Below are 17,365 nucleotides of genomic sequence, written 5' to 3'. Positions count from 1 at the left end.
TGCCAACTTTTAATTGATTGTTATTTAAAGAAATTAAATTCTGCAATGCAGAAAAAACGATGTCATCGACACTAGTGACGATGACATGTGATGACAATGCTTATCGCGAAAGATCAATGAGGGAGTCGCGGCGGATCAGTTTTCCGCTGAAGGTTTTCGGCGGTGTGTAAGCACCACCATCGAGCATAAATATCAGCCGCCCAATTATTTCCTGAATCATCTCAGTCACCGGAATTTTTACGCTGGAGAGCGCCGGAACGGTGTAGGGGGCAATTGCGATATCATCAAATCCAATAACCGATACTTGCCCCGGCACCGCTACACCACGGTCATGCAACGCTTTCATCGCACCTATCGCCATATCGTCGTTACTGGCAACTAACGCGCTAAATTTAGCCCCACGTTCGAGCAACGTTTCTACCCCTTCGGCCCCGCTGGCAGGCGTCCATTTACCGTTAGCGATAAGTTTTTCATTGAGTGCAATACCATGCTGCGCCAGCGCGTCTTTATATCCGGCAAGGCGTTCAATGCTGGTGGGGGAATCCATCGAACCAGTAAGGAAAGCAATCTCCTGATGTCCGGCGTTTATCAACTCTGCCACGGCGTTAAAGCTGGTCTGTTTATGATCGCACCAGACGCTATGGCTGCTGTTTTTGCGCAGGCGGCGATTGAGCACCATTATCGGCTGACTGTGTGCGTCAATGATGTCATCAATCTCATCCACGCTTAAAAAGCGCGGGTAAATCATAATGGCGTCGCAGCGCAGATCCAGCAGATACTGAATCGCCTGGCGTTCTTCTTCGGCGCTATGTTTGCCATCTGCCAATAACAGCTGACGCCCTTTCTCTTCCGCCATTCTCGCGGTATGAAACAGTAATTCACTAAAATAAATGCCGTGGTAAAGCGTGTTGGTCACTACCAGCCCCAGCGTCTGAGTACTCTTCGCTGACAGATTGCGCGCCAGCAAATTTGGGCGGTAACCGCTCTCTTCCACCGCCTGAAACACGCGATCTTTAGTTTCCTGGCTGACGTAGCCATTACCTGAAAGCACGCGGGAAACGGTCGCTTTTGAAACCCCGGCGCGCTTCGCCACTTCCAGCATCGTCGTCATCATTTTCATCCCTTTACACGCAATGAACGCAGTGTACTGCACCGTTGGCTGATTGTCCTTGCGCAAGCAGCGGGAAAAATATTCAGGTGACCGGTTTCACAAATATAAAAAATGAGCAATTAACTCTCTTGCTTAATCAGTATCAACTATTCATGATTTTGTGAAACCGGTTTCTTAATTCCGTTTCAGCATCGGCAATTTCCCGTCACGTCGACTGATAACAACTACCTCTACCCTACTGATAACAGGATAAAATCCGATGGCCAAAAATTATGCGACGCTGGCACGCTCGGTGATAGCGGCACTGGGCGGCGTTGATAACATCTCGGCAGTCACGCACTGTATGACGCGTTTACGCTTTGTTATCAAAGATGATGCACTGATCGACAGCCCAACGTTAAAAACTATCTCCGGCGTGCTCGGTGTGGTACGTAGTGACAACCAGTGTCAGGTGATTATCGGTAATACGGTTTCGCAGGCTTTTCAGGAAGTTGTCAGCTTGTTACCTGGAGATATGCAGCCCACGCAGCCCGTGGGGAAACCCAAACTCACGCTACGTCGCATTGGTGCGGGGATCCTGGATGCGCTGATCGGCACCATGTCACCGCTGATCCCGGCGATCATCGGCGGATCGATGGTCAAACTGCTGGCGATGATCCTCGAGATGAGCGGCGTGCTGACAAAAGGATCGCCGACCTTAACTATTCTCAATGTGATTGGTGATGGTGCTTTCTTCTTCCTGCCGCTGATGGTCGCTGCTTCTGCCGCCATCAAATTTAAAACCAATATGTCGCTGGCGATTGCCATTGCGGGTGTGCTGGTACATCCGAGTTTTATTGAGCTGATGGCGAAAGCGGCCCAGGGTGAACATGTTGAATTTGCCCTGATTCCGGTCACCGCGGTGAAATACACCTACACGGTGATCCCGGCGCTGGTGATGACCTGGTGCCTGTCATATATCGAACGCTGGGTGGACAGCATTACGCCAGCGGTGACGAAAAACTTCCTCAAGCCAATGCTGATTGTGTTGATTGCCGCACCGCTGGCAATCCTGCTGATTGGCCCGATTGGTATCTGGATCGGTAGCGCCATTTCGGCACTGGTTTACACCATTCATGGTTATCTGGGCTGGCTTTCAGTCGCCATTATGGGCGCGCTGTGGCCTCTGCTGGTAATGACCGGGATGCACCGCGTCTTTACGCCAACCATCATTCAAACTATTGCCGAAACTGGCAAAGAAGGGATGGTCATGCCTTCAGAAATCGGTGCTAACCTGTCGCTGGGCGGTTCATCGCTGGCGGTGGCGTGGAAAACGAAAAACCCGGAACTGCGCCAGACGGCGCTGGCGGCGGCGGCATCAGCCATTATGGCGGGGATTTCCGAACCCGCGTTATACGGCGTGGCGATCCGCCTGAAACGTCCGCTTATCGCCAGTCTTATCAGCGGTTTTATTTGCGGCGCGGTTGCCGGTATGGCGGGGCTTGCCAGCCACTCAATGGCAGCGCCGGGATTATTTACCAGCGTGCAGTTCTTCGATCCGGCGAATCCAATGAGCATCGTCTGGGTGTTCGCCGTCATGGCGCTGGCGATCGTGCTGTCGTTTATCCTCACACTGTTGCTCGGCTTTGAGGATATTCCTGTTGAGGAAGCGGCTGCCCAGGCGCGAAAGCATCAGAGCGTACAACCGACCGTCGCCAAAGAAGTAAGTCTTAATTGAGGATGAAAATGTCAGTATTTCCGCAAGGTTTTTTATGGGGCGGCGCGCTTGCCGCCAACCAATCTGAAGGCGCGTACCGTGAAGGCGGCAAAGGGCTGACCACGGTCGATATGATCCCGCACGGTGAACATCGAATGGCGGTGAAACTGGGGCTGGAAAAACGTTTTCAGTTGCGCGATGACGAGTTTTATCCCAGCCATGAGGCGACGGATTTTTATCATCGTTATAAAGAAGATATCGCCCTGATGGCAGAGATGGGATTCAAGGTTTTTCGCACCTCGATTGCCTGGAGCCGCCTATTTCCGCAGGGCGATGAACTGACGCCCAACCAGCAGGGCATTGCTTTTTACCGCACGGTTTTTGAAGAGTGTAAAAAGTACGGTATCGAACCGCTGGTCACGTTGTGTCACTTCGACGTGCCGATGCATCTGGTCACCGAATATGGCTCCTGGCGTAACCGCAAGCTGGTGGAGTTTTTCAGCCGCTACGCCCGGACCTGCTTTGAAGCATTTGATGGTCTGGTGAAATACTGGCTAACCTTCAATGAAATCAACATTATGTTGCATAGCCCATTTTCCGGCGCGGGTCTTGTGTTTGAAGAAGGGGAAAATCAGGATCAGGTGAAATATCAGGCTGCGCATCACCAGCTGGTTGCCAGTGCGCTAGCCACCAAAATCGCTCATGAGGTTAACCCGCAAAATCAGGTGGGCTGTATGCTGGCGGGCGGTAACTTCTACCCTTACAGTTGCAAGCCGGAAGATGTCTGGGCGGCGCTGGAGAAAGATCGGGAAAACCTGTTTTTTATCGATGTGCAGGCGCGGGGCGCGTATCCGGCTTACTCTGCCCGCGTATTCCGCGAAAAAGGGGTAACCATCGACAAAGCACCGGGCGATAATGAGATCCTGAAAAACACCGTCGATTTTGTCTCTTTCAGCTATTACGCCTCGCGCTGCGCCTCGGCGGAGATGAACGCCAACAACAGCAGTGCGGCAAACGTGGTGAAATCGCTGCGTAACCCCTATCTGCAGGTAAGCGACTGGGGCTGGGGTATTGATCCACTCGGTCTGCGTATCACTATGAACATGATGTATGACCGTTATCAGAAGCCGCTGTTTCTGGTGGAAAACGGCCTGGGCGCAAAAGATGAATTTGCTGCCAATGGCGAGATTAACGACGACTATCGCATCAGCTATTTACGCGAACATATCCGCGCAATGGGCGAAGCGATTGCAGACGGCATTCCGCTGATGGGCTACACCACCTGGGGCTGTATTGATTTAGTTTCCGCGTCAACGGGTGAAATGAGCAAACGCTACGGTTTTGTCTATGTAGACCGTGACGATGCAGGCAACGGCACGCTGGCGCGCACGCGTAAGAAATCGTTCTGGTGGTATAAAAAAGTGATTGCCAGTAATGGTGAGGATTTAGAGTAAGCAAACGTGCCGGATGCGGCGTGAACGCCTTATCCGGCCTACATAGTTCGTGCGACATGTAGGCCCGATAAGCGTTGCGCATCGGGCAATCTGGCGTTTGGCATCTGTCAAAAATCAAAGAAACCATTCCGGCTTAACGCCAAATCGGGCTGAAAGTGCCTTAATGTGGGATATCGTCAGGGATCTTTGTCCAGACAAAATCTGACTGACCAGGGATTTAGAGCCGATTTCGTTCTTCAAATCCGCATAGGTCAGATTATGTTGATCAATCAGCGTGCGAAGTAACGCCACACCAATCGGCATTGCTGCAACGGCTTTATCGAACTCTGCAAACTTTTCGTGGTTGTTTTCATATTCTGCAATACGGCTCGCCAGAAAGTCGATAAGTGGATTGGTGTCATCTTCTTCAATCAAATATTCGACCAGTTCCAGTGCTTCACGATAATCATCTTCTGAGTCACTGCCTCCCAGAAAGGGGACTGCATTTACCAGTTCTCTTGTTGCTTTAACAGCGCGTGCAGCATTAGCAGTCATTCTTTGTTCTCTCTGTATTGACGTGATGTCTGTCTGCACGTAATCGCCCACATAGCCACTCTGCAAAAAGTCAGTTCTGATTCACCCCATCAAGCACATCCCCTGTTATCAAACAACGCTGCGTCAGCGCTAAATCTTCCGTTTGCGGGTCACGCCCGGCAATGGGTTTGAGGACGAGTTTACGGTTGGGGGTATAAGTAAAACGCGTGAGCGCGGGATAGCTTAACTTGCCAAACCAGCCGTGAACACGTTGCCATTTGGCGTCTTTTACCTGATACAGACTGGTTATCCAGCAACCAGAATTAAACTGCATATCCAGCAATTGTGTGTGGCCATTGCCTTGCAAATCCAGCAAATCATCTACGCCAGTTTTGCTTGCGGTGTAGAATCCCCAGGGTTCAAAGACACAGGGACGACCATCGCGCGTGAACGTCATAAGGATTAAATGTGCATAAGGAGCCAGACCATTACCAGCACTTGGTAACCAGATAACCAGATCCTGAATGCCGTTACGATCCAGATCGGCGCGATAGAGTTGCCCTTTGCCCGCCATATTTGCCAGCATACCCACAGGCACCTTCCAGGATTTACCGGCGCGGTCTTTAGCAGTTAATTGCCAGTAATCCTCTTCATTTGGCATCTTCTCAAGCGTCACGCCAGCAACGCCCACTTTTCTAAAATGCCAGGTTTGCTCGGTATAATAAGGCATAGTCAGGAGAGGTTTCAGCGCCCGCTTTTGCGCGTATTCGCTGTCACTCATTGGCAGATATTCGGTAAAGCTGGTAGCCTGCGCAGGAAGCACTAAGCAAAATAAAAAAGCGCACATCCCTGTTCTGATTTTCAATTCCCTGAATTCCTTACTGAAAAACTACTCTTCTTCCACCGCTAACTGCGCAAATCCACCATTCCCTTCCCAGCCTTCAAGTCGTTGATAAACGGTTTCTACCGCATCTTTAATCGGCTGGGTCATCGGGTAGTAAAAACCGACGATATCCGGCTGGATACCGAGGAAAATCACTTCGCCAATATCTTCTTTCAACTGGTCGATAAGGTAGTTCAGCGGCATGTTATGGGTAGTCATCATAAACATCTCGGCGATGTCATCCGGGTCGATGATGCGGATCTCGCCGGGGTTTAGCCCCATATCAGTGGCGTCGACAATCAGCAGTCGCGTCGGGCGCAGTTCGCGGATGGCGACAATGTCGTTTTCCGGTGCACTACCGCCGTCAATCACCACCCAGTTACCTTTCGGCGCGGTGGCGCACTTTTCCGCCAGCAGCGGGCCTGCGCCATCATCGCCCATCATGCTATTGCCAACACAGAGTAAAACGTCAGTCACGCAGTCTCCTCACCATCAAATAGATGGCATTTTCCTGATAAATATCATGCAGCATACTTAACAGCATGGTACTCCATTCTTTCTGCTGCGAAGTTTGCGTTGCCCGGGCTTTATCGAATGCGTTGGCCAGCATCGGCACATGGTTAATGTCGATGACGATCTCACCATATTTCGGCACGCCTTCCATTTTGCGGCGGGCTTCGCTGCCCGCCTCCAGAGTGGCAATCCATGCCAGATATTCATCCCACGGACAGGTGAGCGCCGCTTCCAGGCAATCGATAACCCCAAGGTGGTGACCAATCGCCAGGCTGTAATAGACCACCTGCTGCGCCTCGGCGGGCGTGGCATCGTTCTCATCAATAAATTTACGGCTCAGTTGACTGAACACCACCTTTTCACTCATCGGATACGCGCCTCTTCAACAACATGATTCAGATGGCTGACAATCTCGTTCAGACGCGGATCGTTTTCCGCTTCCAGCCAGCGTGCAACCTGCTCTTCACCCTGCCCTAACTGCGTCAGGAAATCATCGGCAATCTGGCGACCGTAACGATAACCCGCCAGGCGGCGTGCTTCGCGATCGACTTTTACACGCAGCGGCTGCACCATATCGCCATGCAGGATGTCTGCCGGTTGTTCATCCAGTTCACCCGGCCCACGGGCGTGAATTTTCTGCTCCAGCAGGCCGAGCGCCATTGCAAAGCCGTACAGCGTGGCGGCAGGCGTTGGCGGGCACCCCGGAATGTAGACATCCACCGGGACGATTTTATCCGTACCACCCCACACGCAGTAGAGATCGTGGAAGATCCCGCCGCTGTTACCGCAGGCGCCGTAGGAGATACAGATTTTCGGGTCCGGCGCGGACTGCCACGCACGCAGCGCAGGGGATCGCATTGCACGGGTGACCGCGCCGGTAAACAGTAAAATATCCGCATGACGCGGAGACGGCACAACTTTAATGCCGAAGCGTTCTGCATCGAACAGCGGCGATAAGGTAGCGAAAATTTCAATTTCGCAGCCGTTGCAGCCGCCGCAGTCCACGCGGTAAACATAGGCAGAACGTTTGATTTTTTTCAGTAACGACGCCTTCATACTGGCGATGGATTCATCCACCGTCATCGGGACCGGAATGCCGTTGGCGTCACGGGGGCCTAATAAATTGCTCATCAGATGGCCTCTTTCATATGGCGAGTCAGTTCAATACGGTCGGACGGCACCAGGCATTTCTGGCGCTTACATTCCGGGCAAGTCTCAAAGCTTTCGCGGTGGTTTTCCGCGCGGCTGTCACCATTGTGCTTAAGCAGCGCAATGGCGTAGTCGATCTCTTTCTGGACGGCGAAAGGACGATTACAGACGCGGCAGTTGCACAGCGCGAAGCGAGACTGTTGCAGGAAATCTTCTTTCTTCCACACCGCCAGTTCGTACTCTTGCGACAGTTTGATTGCCGCCGTCGGGCAGACTTCTTCGCAACGTCCACAGAAGATGCAGCGACCGAGATTGAACTGCCATGCCAGCTCACCGGTGGCAAGATCAGTTTCAACGGTTAAGGCGTTTGACGGGCAGGCATTGACGCAGGCTGCGCAGCCGATGCACTGCTGCGGGTTCTGCTCTGGCTTACCACGGAAGTTTTTATCAACCGCAATCGGCTCCAGCGGGTAAGACGAGGTCGCCGTGCCGGTTTTAATGACTTTTTTGATAAAGGTAAACATGGCGATTCCTTATTTCAGCGGCGAGTTTTTACGCTCAATGCTGTAGCGCTCAAGTTCTTTGTACGGCACCACTTTGCTCTTCTTCTTACGCACATCGACCACGGACATGCGGTCGGTACAGGAGTAGCAAGGGTCCAGGCTACCAATAATCAGCGGCGCATCAGAAACGGTGTTGCCGCGCAGCATGTAGCGCAGGGTCGGCCAGTTCGCGTAGGTCGCGGCACGGCAGCGCCAGCGGTACAGCTTCTGGTTGTCGCCGGTCATGCTCCAGTGGATATCATCGCCACGCGGCGCTTCGGCAAAGCCCAGCGCAAAACGGTGTGGAATGTAGGTAAAGCCTTCCACCATCAGTGGGCCGCCAGGCAGGTTATCCAGACCGTAGTCAATCATGTTCAGCGCGGTATAGACTTCGTTGATACGCACTTTCAGACGGGAAATCACGTCGCAGCCCTGCTCGCTGTGGACTTCCATTGGCAGCAGGCCATAACCAACAAACGGGTGATCGGCACGGGTATCGCGGGCGTGACCGCTGGCACGGACCATCGGGCCAACGTTACTGAAATCGCGGGCAATTTCCGGGTCCAGACGACCAATGCCGACAGTGCGCTGTTCCATGTTCGGTGTGCTCAGCAGCACATCCACCAGCTCCTGCACTTCACGACGCATCTGTTGCGCCAGCTGGCGAGTCTGGATCATGTCATCTTTCAGCAGATCGCGACGAATCCCGCCGATCAGGTTCAGACCGTAAGTTTTACGCGCACCGGTAAGGATCTCCGCCATTTTCATGGAGGTTTCACGCACGCGGAAGAACTGCATAAAACCGGAGTCAAAGCCAGTGAAGTGGCAGGCAAGGCCAAGGTTGAGCAGATGCGAGTGCAGGCGTTCCACTTCCAGCAAAATGGCGCGAATCATCTGCGCACGTTCTGGCACCTGAATACCCATCGCGTTTTCCACCGATGTGGTGTAAGCGGTGCTGTGGGCAAAGCCGCAGATCCCACAAACTCGGTCAGAGAGGAAGGTCACTTCGTTGTAACCCATGCGGGTTTCCGCCAGTTTTTCCATGCCGCGATGGACATAGAACAGGCGGTAGTCAGCGTCGATAATGTTTTCGCCATCAACGAACAGACGGAAGTGGCCCGGTTCGTCAGAAGTGACGTGCAGTGGACCAATCGGCACGACGTTGTTTTTCTTGTCGCCCAGTTCGTTGATGAACTCGTAGGTTTCAGCATCGGTGGTCGGTGCCGGACGCTGACGGTAATCCATGCTGTCTTTACGCAGCGGATAAAGTTCATCCGGCCAGTCATCCGGCAGCACCAGACGACGTTCATCCGGAAGCCCTACCGGAATCAAACCGTACATATCGCGCACTTCACGCTCGCCCCACACCGCCGCCGGAACGCGCGGCGTCACGGACGGATACTCCGGTTTGTTGGCGTCAACTTCGACGCGAACAGTTACCCAACACTTGGTGCCCTTCTCCATCGACAGCACGTAGTAAACGGCGTAATGACCATTCAGTTTGCGTTCGTCGTTACCAAACAGCACCGACAGCCAGCCGCCCTGTTTGTAGTAGAGAAACTCCACCACTTCCGGCAGATAGTTCACCTTCACGGTGACGGTCAGCTGATCTTTGGTCTGCCAGGCGTGGTCCAGCACGACGCCCGGAAATGCCTCATTCAGCGCGGCGAGATAATGTTGACCTAATTTTTCTTCAGACATGCTCAAACTCTCTTTAATCACGCCGCCAGCAAGGAGACGAACGCTAAAAATGCAAAGCCAAACCCAGCCCAGGTAATGCGCGGAGTAATATCAAGACGCAGACGGGCCATGCTGTTTTCGAACAGCGCGATAACCAGTACGCCGACCACCAGTTTGACGATGGCAATCACCAGCGCCAGCAGCAGCCCACCGGCAGTGAAGGTTTCCATTTGTCCCCACGGAATAAACACCCCGACGAACATCTGTAACACCACCAGCTGTTTCAGGCTGATACCCCATTTCATGACGCCAAAGCCGCTGCCGCTGTACTCAGAGAGCGGACCTTCCTGCAGCTCCTGCTCGGCTTCCGCCAGGTCGAACGGCAGTTTGCCCATTTCGATAAAGGTGGCGAATGCGCAGGCACAGAGCGCCAGCACCAGCGGAATGCTCTGGCTCAGCGGCCAGTGATAAACGGTGTCGGTGATGTTGCTGATGTTGGTGGAACCAGCCACCTGCGCGGCGACCCACAGACCAAGCAACAACATCGGTTCGACCAGCACGCCCAGCATCGCTTCACGGCTCGCGCCAATAGCAGTAAACGGACTACCGGTATCCAGACCAGAAATGGCAAAGAAGAAACGCGCAATGGCGAAGAGATACAGTAAAGTGATCAAATCCCCCAGTTGCGGCAGCGGAGAACCGACGGTCACCACCGGCAGCGCGGTAGCGATAGTCAGCATGACGCCCACCATCACATACGGCGTCAGGCGGAACACCCAGCCGGAGGCATCGGGGCCAACGCTCTGACGACCCAGCAGTTTGATAATGTCGCGATACTCCTGCAACACGTCCGGCCCGCGACGGTTATGCAAGCGGGCGCGCGCCACGCGGGTAATACCAGAGAGCAGCGGCGCAACGGCAAATAACACCAGCGCCTGAATTAACGGATATAAAACACTCATTCTCAGGCTCCTCGTGAAACAATAATCACCACCAGCACCGCCAGTTCAACCAGCGCCATCCGGCGGAACAGCAACGCACTCCCCTCGCACTGCCAGCCTGGTACCAGCGACACCGGATTCAGCCATTTGCGCAGTTTCAGCACTGGCGCAAATGCCTGTTTCACCGGCATGGCAAAACCGTGAGCGGTAATCACCATTGATTTTTCATGGTCGTAGCCGCACACCCAGGCCGCGCCGCGGGAACGCGACGGCAAACGATCGCCTTTGCAAATCGCCATAATGATGAATGGCAGCAGCGGGCAGGCAATCAGCAGCAACGTGATCATTGGTTGAGAAACGGTTGTATTAGCAGGCTCCAGCGGCAGAGGTACAGCAGCAGACAACATCGGCAGCAGCCACGGCGCAGCAACACCGCCAATCACGCAGCAAATCGCCAGTGCCACTACGCTTACGCTCATCAGGAGCGGCGCACAGGTGGCGTTTTCGGCTTCTTTGGTACGCGGCGCGCCAAGGAAAGTAACGCCATAAACTTTCGCCATACACATCACTGCCAGTGCACCGGTAATTGCCAGCCCCACGGCGAGCAGCGGCCCGAGAAGACGGGCAACAAACGCGCCACTATTGCTCAGTTTGAAGAAGGATTGATAGATAACCCATTCCCCGGCAAAACCGTTCAGCGGTGGCAGCGCAGCCATTGCCATCAGCCCGACTAACATGGCGATGGAGATAACCGGCATTTTCTTGCCAATACCACCGAGTTTTTCGATATCGCGATGACCGGTACGGAACCAGACGCTCCCAGCCCCGAGGAACAGTACGCTCTTGAACAGGCTATGGTTAAGCAGATGGTACAGACCACCGACCAGGCCAAGGGCAATCAGCGCCGGTTGTTCAAGCGCGATACCCGTTACGCCAGCGCCCAGCCCCAGCAGGATGATGCCGATATTTTCCAGAGTGTGGTAAGCCAGCAAACGCTGAATGTTGTGCTCCATCAGCGCATACAGACCGCCGACGAACGCGGTGATCATGCCGAGTACCAGAAGTGCAATTCCCCACCACAGCGGCGCATTACCGCCCAGCAGAGACAGGGTTAAAATACCCAGCAGGCCAATTTTCATCACCACCGTGGAAAACAGCGCGGCAGCTGGCGCAGAGGCGTTAGCATGAGCCTGTGGCACCCAGCCGTGCAGCGGGATAATCCCGGCCAGCAGGCCAAAACCAATCACACCGAGCAGCCAGATATCGGAACCAAGCGGCAGCTGTTGCATGCGCATATCCAGCAGGCGCAGATCCAGCGTGCCGTAACGTTGCCACAGCAGCCAGCAAGCAATCGCCAGCAGCAAAGCGCCAAGACGCCCCAGCGCAAACCACAGTTTGCCCTCTTTGCTGTTGCTGGTGAGGAACACCGCACACAGGGCCATGATTTCTGCCATTACTACGAACATGCCCAGATTGCTGGCAATGACGGCACAGACGGCAGCAGCCATCAACATATTGATTTGCAAACCGTTGCATTTCACCTGCGCATGGCGATGCCAGTCAATGTTGTAAAGGCTGACAAACAGACCGCACAGGCCGAGGGTTATCAGCCAAATCGCATTAAGCGGAGAGATTTGCACATTGTAGCTTACCAGCGACAACGCGCCGCTCACGCCAACCGCGCCAGTCAGCACAGTGAAACCTGCGGCTGCCGTATACAGGCTACCCACCGCGCCGCCAATTCCGGCAATCCAGCCGCTTAACGCCTTTTGAAAAGAAAAGAGAAATGCCAGAACAGCGGCAGCAACAAACCACGCCACGCCGCTATTGATCAGGGAAATTGCGCTCATTTAGCCTCTCCACTTTGAGCCTGCTGAAACAAGGTGAGATCGCCAAAGTCCGTGTTAAAGGTCAGCTCACGCTTACGCTTGCTGACGCGGGCGATATCGGTGTTATCCACCAGATGCAGGGCTTTGGTTGGGCACATCCGCACGCAGGCTGGACCTTGTTCATCAAAGCTACAGAGGTCACATTTGACGGCGATCGCGCGAATACCCGGCACCCAGTCAAGCAACGTGCTGACACGCGCCGGAGCAGGCGGTGCCGGTGGTGCTTTCGGGGTATTGGCGTTTGCCGGAATATCCAGCGGACGGCTGCCGGAAAATTCGATTGCGCCAAACGGGCAGGCGATGCCGCACAGTTTGCAGCTTACGCACAGGCTTTCATTCAGCTGCACTGCCCCATCAACGCGGGTGATAGCGTTAACCGGGCAGACCACCGCACAGGGTGCATCTTCACAGTGGTGACAGAGCTGCGGCGCAGATTCTTTTTCATTTAGCATCACTCGCAGGCGCGGCATTGATTGCAGGCCGTGCTGGCGATGCGTCTCTGAACAGGCGGCCTCACAGGTGTGGCAGCCGATACAGAGCGTGGAGTCAGCAATTACAAAACGATTCACCAGGCATTCCTCAGGTGATTGTCATTTTTGACGAAAACATGCCGATGAAATGTCATTTTCGACACTCATCGACACGCCCATCCCCAAACAGGCGTAACGCCTGCAAAACGGGCAAAGCCTCAGCTCATGCCGCCGGGCTTTGTCCCTTTACCAGTTGGCTTAAATTCACCGGTACATTGTTTTCAATGGCGGTGTATAAGCTGTCGTAAACGCCAGCGATTTTTTCGAGATAGTGTTCCAGCACCTGTTCGCGATCGCGGATGTTGACCTTGCCATCTATCATTCCGTCAATGCTCAATTGTGCCTGCGCAATCCGCTGTTTTTCTTCACCCTCTTTCGTTTCGACGTAATACTCGATGGTGTGGCTGTTAAAGCCATCCGCCAGGGTGACGTAAATGCGAAAATGTTCAAAAAGGACGAAACAGAGTTCTTTGTCTGGCGCACAGCTCATGGCGTGATGCAGGCGCGCTTTCGATAACGTGATCCCCTGAACCAGCGAATTGCAGTAGAGATGCCACTGGTCCTGTAGGCGACGATGCCGCTGTGCGATGTAATCGGCTTTCTCGCTTATTTCCCAAATAGTCATTGTCAGGTTACCCGTTTAACAGAGATGCCAGCTTTAAGCATTTTCTGTGCCAACTTTTAATTTATTGTTATTAAAGCGATTTTTAAGCTAAAGATGAATTTCGTCGCCGTGTCGACGTGTCATTTCGACATCATCGACATTATTCACCGCAGGGATAATCAACACTGGCACAATTATTGCTTGTAGCTGGCAATAGTTAATGGGAGGCGATATGCACGAAATAACCCTCTGCCAACGGGCACTGGAATTGATCGAACAGCAGGCCGCAAAACACGGCGCAAAACGCGTAACTGGGGTCTGGCTCAAAATTGGCGCATTTTCTTGTGTCGAAACCAGCTCTCTTGCCTTTTGTTTTGATCTGGTTTGCCGCGGCAGCGTGGCGGAAGGTTGTAAACTGCACCTCGAAGAACAAGAGGCCGAATGCTGGTGCGAAACATGCCAACAATATGTGACGCTATTAACCCAGCGCGTCCGACGCTGTCCACAGTGTCATGGCGACATGCTACAAATTGTGGCAGACGACGGTTTACAGATTCGGCGGATAGAAATAGACCAGGAGTGAGCGATGTGTACAACATGCGGTTGCGGTGAAGGCAACCTGTATATCGAGGGTGATGAACATAACCCTCATTCCGCGTTTCGTAGCGCGCCATTTGCCCCGGCGGCACGCCCGAAGATGAAAATCACCGGCATTAAAGCGCCTGAATTTACCCCCAGCCAGACTGAAGAAGGCGACCTGCATTACGGTCATGGCGAAGCGGGCACTCACGCGCCGGGTATGAGCCAGCGCCGGATGCTGGAAGTCGAAATTGACGTGCTGGACAAAAACAACCGTCTGGCTGAACGCAACCGCGCGCGCTTTGCTGCCCGTAAGCAACTGGTGCTCAACCTGGTTTCCAGCCCTGGTTCCGGTAAAACCACCCTGCTGACGGAAACCTTAATGCGCCTGAAAGACAGCGTTCCGTGCGCAGTTATTGAAGGTGACCAGCAAACCGTGAACGATGCCGCGCGCATTCGCGCTACCGGCACACCAGCGATTCAGGTGAATACCGGTAAAGGCTGCCATCTTGACGCACAGATGATTGCCGACGCCGCGCCGCGCCTGCCACTGGACGATAACGGTATTCTGTTTATCGAAAACGTTGGCAACCTCGTATGTCCGGCGAGCTTCGATCTCGGTGAAAAACACAAAGTGGCGGTGCTTTCCGTTACCGAAGGTGAAGACAAACCGCTGAAATATCCACATATGTTTGCCGCCGCCTCACTGATGCTGCTCAACAAAGTTGACCTGCTACCGTATCTCAATTTCGACGTTGAGAAGTGCATCGCCTGCGCCCGCGAAGTCAATCCAGAAATTGAAATCATCCTTATTTCCGCCACCAGCGGCGAAGGGATGGACCAGTGGCTGAACTGGCTGGAGACACAGCGATGTGCATAGGCGTTCCCGGCCAGATCCGCACCATTGACGGCAACCAGGCGAAAGTCGACGTCTGCGGTATTCAGCGCGACGTCGATCTAACGTTAGTCGGCAGCTGCGATGAAAACGGTCAGCCACGCGTGGGCCAGTGGGTACTGGTTCACGTTGGCTTTGCCATGAGCGTAATTAATGAAGCCGAAGCGCGCGACACCCTCGACGCCTTACAAAACATGTTTGACGTTGAGCCGGATGTCGGCGCGCTGTTGTATGGCGAGGAAAAATAATGCGTTTTGTTGATGAATATCGCGCGCCGGAACAGGTGATGCAGTTAATTGAGCATCTACGCGAACGTGCTTCACATCTCTCTTACACCGCTGAACGCCCTCTGCGGATTATGGAAGTGTGCGGCGGTCATACCCACGCCATTTTTAAATTCGGCCTCGACCAGTTACTGCCGGAAAACGTTGAGTTTATCCACGGTCCGGGTTGCCCGGTATGTGTACTGCCGATGGGAAGAATCGACACCTGCGTGGAGATTGCCAGCCATCCGGAAGTCATCTTCTGTACCTTTGGAGACGCCATGCGCGTGCCGGGGAAACAGGGGTCGCTGTTACAGGCAAAAGCGCGCGGTGCCGATGTTCGCATCGTTTACTCGCCAATGGATGCGTTAAAACTGGCGCAGGAGAATCCAACTCGTAAAGTGGTGTTCTTCGGCTTAGGGTTTGAAACCACCATGCCGACGACGGCCATCACTCTGCAACAGGCGAAAGCCCGCGATGTGCAAAATTTTTACTTTTTCTGCCAGCATATTACGCTGATCCCAACGCTACGCAGTTTGCTGGAACAGCCGGATAACGGTATCGATGCGTTCCTCGCGCCGGGTCACGTCAGTATGGTTATCGGCACCGACGCCTATAATTTTATCGCCAGTGATTTTCATCGTCCTCTGGTGGTTGCTGGATTCGAACCGCTTGATCTACTACAAGGCGTGGTCATGCTGGTGGAGCAGAAAATAGCGGCCCACAGCAAGGTAGAAAATCAGTATCGGCGCGTGGTGCCGGATGCCGGTAACCTGCTGGCGCAACAGGCGATTGCGGATGTCTTCTGCGTCAACGGCGACAGCGAATGGCGCGGCTTAGGCGTGATTGAATCTTCTGGTGTACACCTGACGCCAGACTATCAACGATTTGACGCCGAAGCGCATTTCCGCCCGGCACCGCAGCAGGTTTGCGATGACCCGCGCGCACGTTGTGGCGAAGTATTGACGGGCAAATGTAAGCCGCATCAATGCCCGCTGTTTGGTAACACCTGTAATCCTCAAACCGCGTTTGGCGCGCTGATGGTTTCCTCCGAAGGAGCATGCGCCGCGTGGTATCAGTATCGTCAGCAGGAGAGTGAAGCGTGAATAATATCCAACTCGCCCACGGCAGCGGCGGCCAGGCGATGCAGCAATTAATCAACAGCCTGTTTATGGAAGCTTTTGCCAATCCGTGGCTGGCAGAACAGGAAGACCAGGCGCGCCTTGAGCTGGCGCAGCTGGTGGCAGAAGGCGACCGTCTGGCGTTCTCCACCGACAGCTACGTCATCGACCCGCTGTTCTTTCCTGGTGGCAATATTGGCAAGCTGGCGATTTGTGGCACCGCGAATGACGTTGCGGTCAGTGGCGCTATTCCGCGCTATCTCTCTTGTGGCTTTATCCTCGAAGAGGGATTGCCGATGGAGACGCTAAAAGCCGTGGTGACCAGCATGGCAGAAACCGCCCGCGCGGCAGGCATTGCCATCGTTACTGGCGACACTAAAGTGGTGCAACGCGGCGCGGCAGATAAACTGTTTATCAACACCGCTGGCATGGGCGCGATCCCGGCGAATATTCACTGGGGTGCACAGACGCTAACCGCAGGCGATGTATTGCTGGTTAGCGGTACACTCGGCGACCACGGGGCGACTATCCTTAACCTGCGTGAGCAGCTGGGGCTGGATGGCGAACTGGTCAGCGACTGCGCAGTGCTGACGCCGCTCATCCAGACGCTGCGTGATATTCCCGGTGTGAAGGCACTGCGTGACGCCACCCGTGGTGGAGTGAACGCGGTAGTTCATGAGTTCGCGGCAGCCTGCGGTTGTGGTATTGAAATTTCAGAAGCGGCACTGCCGGTTAAACCTGCTGTGCGCGGCGTTTGCGAACTGCTGGGGCTGGACGCCCTTAACTTTGCCAACGAAGGCAAACTGGTGATCGCCGTTGAACGCAACGCAGCAGAGCAAGTGCTAGCGGCGTTACATTCCCATCCACTGGGGAAAGACGCGGCGCTGATTGGTGAAGTGGTGGAACGTAAAGGTGTTCGTCTTGCCGGTCTGTATGGCGTGAAACGAACCCTCGATTTACCACACGCCGAACCGCTTCCGCGTATATGCTAATAAAATTCTA

The 17,365-nt window shown here is 54.0% G+C and carries 19 protein-coding genes; 7 read left to right on the top strand and 12 right to left on the bottom strand.

Annotation, left to right across the window (positions count from 1 at the left end; genetic code table 11):
* Window positions 1-100: 100 nt before the first annotated feature.
* Complete coding sequence (ascG, locus tag AABJ99_RS05545) at window positions 101-1,111, bottom strand: DNA-binding transcriptional regulator AscG (RefSeq protein WP_039021028.1); 1,011 nt, start codon at window positions 1,109-1,111, stop codon at window positions 101-103.
* A 259-nt stretch (window positions 1,112-1,370) separates the two neighbouring features.
* On the opposite strand from ascG, the gene ascF reads away from it, so the two are divergent.
* The gene (gene ascF, locus AABJ99_RS05540) at window positions 1,371-2,828 is read left to right on the top strand and encodes a PTS cellobiose/arbutin/salicin transporter subunit IIBC (protein ID WP_039021020.1); all 1,458 of its coding nucleotides are present in this window, start codon (window positions 1,371-1,373) and stop codon (window positions 2,826-2,828) included.
* 8 nt (window positions 2,829-2,836) lie between these two features.
* The gene (gene ascB / locus AABJ99_RS05535; RefSeq protein WP_039021027.1) at window positions 2,837-4,261 is read left to right on the top strand and encodes a 6-phospho-beta-glucosidase AscB; all 1,425 of its coding nucleotides are present in this window, start codon (window positions 2,837-2,839) and stop codon (window positions 4,259-4,261) included.
* Window positions 4,262-4,375: 114 nt separating this feature from the next.
* Here the strand turns inward: ascB and AABJ99_RS05530 are convergent, their stop codons facing one another.
* The 11 genes from AABJ99_RS05530 to hycA all read right to left on the bottom strand — a co-directional run bounded on the left by AABJ99_RS05530 (window position 4,376) and on the right by hycA (window position 13,526).
* On the bottom strand, window positions 4,376-4,795 hold the full coding sequence (locus tag AABJ99_RS05530) for a helix-turn-helix domain-containing protein (protein ID WP_000126290.1): 420 nt from the start codon (window positions 4,793-4,795) through the stop codon (window positions 4,376-4,378).
* Between the two features lie 70 nt (window positions 4,796-4,865).
* Window positions 4,866-5,621: a hypothetical protein gene (locus tag AABJ99_RS05525; RefSeq protein ID WP_338387566.1), complete on the bottom strand. Its 756-nt coding sequence runs from the start codon at window positions 5,619-5,621 to the stop codon at window positions 4,866-4,868.
* A gap of 42 nt (window positions 5,622-5,663) precedes the next feature.
* Complete coding sequence (gene hycI, locus AABJ99_RS05520; protein WP_039021018.1) at window positions 5,664-6,134, bottom strand: hydrogenase maturation peptidase HycI; 471 nt, start codon at window positions 6,132-6,134, stop codon at window positions 5,664-5,666.
* The gene (gene hycH, locus AABJ99_RS05515) at window positions 6,127-6,537 is read right to left on the bottom strand and encodes a formate hydrogenlyase assembly protein HycH (protein ID WP_001291923.1); all 411 of its coding nucleotides are present in this window, start codon (window positions 6,535-6,537) and stop codon (window positions 6,127-6,129) included. Before hycH ends, hycI begins: the two co-directional genes overlap by 8 nt.
* Window positions 6,534-7,301, bottom strand: a complete 768-nt coding sequence (hycG, locus tag AABJ99_RS05510; RefSeq protein ID WP_039021017.1) for a formate hydrogenlyase subunit HycG — start codon at window positions 7,299-7,301, stop codon at window positions 6,534-6,536. The genes hycH and hycG overlap by 4 nt, the downstream gene beginning before the upstream one ends.
* On the bottom strand, window positions 7,301-7,843 hold the full coding sequence (gene hycF / locus AABJ99_RS05505) for a formate hydrogenlyase subunit HycF (protein ID WP_000493799.1): 543 nt from the start codon (window positions 7,841-7,843) through the stop codon (window positions 7,301-7,303). The genes hycG and hycF overlap by 1 nt, the downstream gene beginning before the upstream one ends.
* 9 nt (window positions 7,844-7,852) lie before the next feature.
* A complete protein-coding gene (hycE, locus tag AABJ99_RS05500) occupies window positions 7,853-9,562 on the bottom strand; it encodes a formate hydrogenlyase subunit HycE (RefSeq protein WP_039021016.1) in 1,710 nt (569 codons plus the stop codon).
* Between the two features lie 17 nt (window positions 9,563-9,579).
* A complete protein-coding gene (hycD, locus tag AABJ99_RS05495; protein ID WP_000115196.1) occupies window positions 9,580-10,503 on the bottom strand; it encodes a formate hydrogenlyase subunit HycD in 924 nt (307 codons plus the stop codon).
* A 2-nt stretch (window positions 10,504-10,505) separates the two neighbouring features.
* Complete coding sequence (hycC, locus tag AABJ99_RS05490; protein WP_039021015.1) at window positions 10,506-12,332, bottom strand: formate hydrogenlyase subunit 3; 1,827 nt, start codon at window positions 12,330-12,332, stop codon at window positions 10,506-10,508.
* A complete protein-coding gene (gene hycB / locus AABJ99_RS05485) occupies window positions 12,329-12,940 on the bottom strand; it encodes a formate hydrogenlyase subunit HycB (protein ID WP_001079186.1) in 612 nt (203 codons plus the stop codon). Before hycB ends, hycC begins: the two co-directional genes overlap by 4 nt.
* Before the next feature lie 124 nt (window positions 12,941-13,064).
* Entirely contained in the window at window positions 13,065-13,526 is a 462-nt protein-coding gene (hycA, locus tag AABJ99_RS05480) for a formate hydrogenlyase regulator HycA (RefSeq protein ID WP_000158081.1), read from the bottom strand.
* A 211-nt stretch (window positions 13,527-13,737) separates the two neighbouring features.
* On the opposite strand from hycA, the gene hypA reads away from it, so the two are divergent.
* The 5 genes from hypA to hypE are packed head-to-tail and all read left to right on the top strand — an operon-like array spanning window position 13,738 to window position 17,355.
* A complete protein-coding gene (hypA, locus tag AABJ99_RS05475; RefSeq protein WP_001299100.1) occupies window positions 13,738-14,088 on the top strand; it encodes a hydrogenase maturation nickel metallochaperone HypA in 351 nt (116 codons plus the stop codon).
* A gap of 3 nt (window positions 14,089-14,091) precedes the next feature.
* The gene (gene hypB / locus AABJ99_RS05470; RefSeq protein WP_000337665.1) at window positions 14,092-14,964 is read left to right on the top strand and encodes a hydrogenase nickel incorporation protein HypB; all 873 of its coding nucleotides are present in this window, start codon (window positions 14,092-14,094) and stop codon (window positions 14,962-14,964) included.
* A complete protein-coding gene (gene hypC / locus AABJ99_RS05465; protein ID WP_000334881.1) occupies window positions 14,955-15,227 on the top strand; it encodes a hydrogenase 3 maturation protein HypC in 273 nt (90 codons plus the stop codon). The genes hypB and hypC overlap by 10 nt, the downstream gene beginning before the upstream one ends.
* Complete coding sequence (gene hypD, locus AABJ99_RS05460) at window positions 15,227-16,348, top strand: hydrogenase formation protein HypD (protein WP_001212982.1); 1,122 nt, start codon at window positions 15,227-15,229, stop codon at window positions 16,346-16,348. The genes hypC and hypD overlap by 1 nt, the downstream gene beginning before the upstream one ends.
* Window positions 16,345-17,355: a hydrogenase maturation carbamoyl dehydratase HypE gene (gene hypE / locus AABJ99_RS05455; protein WP_001059968.1), complete on the top strand. Its 1,011-nt coding sequence runs from the start codon at window positions 16,345-16,347 to the stop codon at window positions 17,353-17,355. The genes hypD and hypE overlap by 4 nt, the downstream gene beginning before the upstream one ends.
* Window positions 17,356-17,365 lie beyond the last annotated feature (10 nt).

Origin of the sequence: Escherichia coli (assembly GCF_036503815.1) — a bacterium.
Classification (GTDB): domain Bacteria; phylum Pseudomonadota; class Gammaproteobacteria; order Enterobacterales; family Enterobacteriaceae; genus Escherichia; species Escherichia coli_F.
This window is presented reverse-complemented; position numbering and strand designations above follow the sequence as displayed.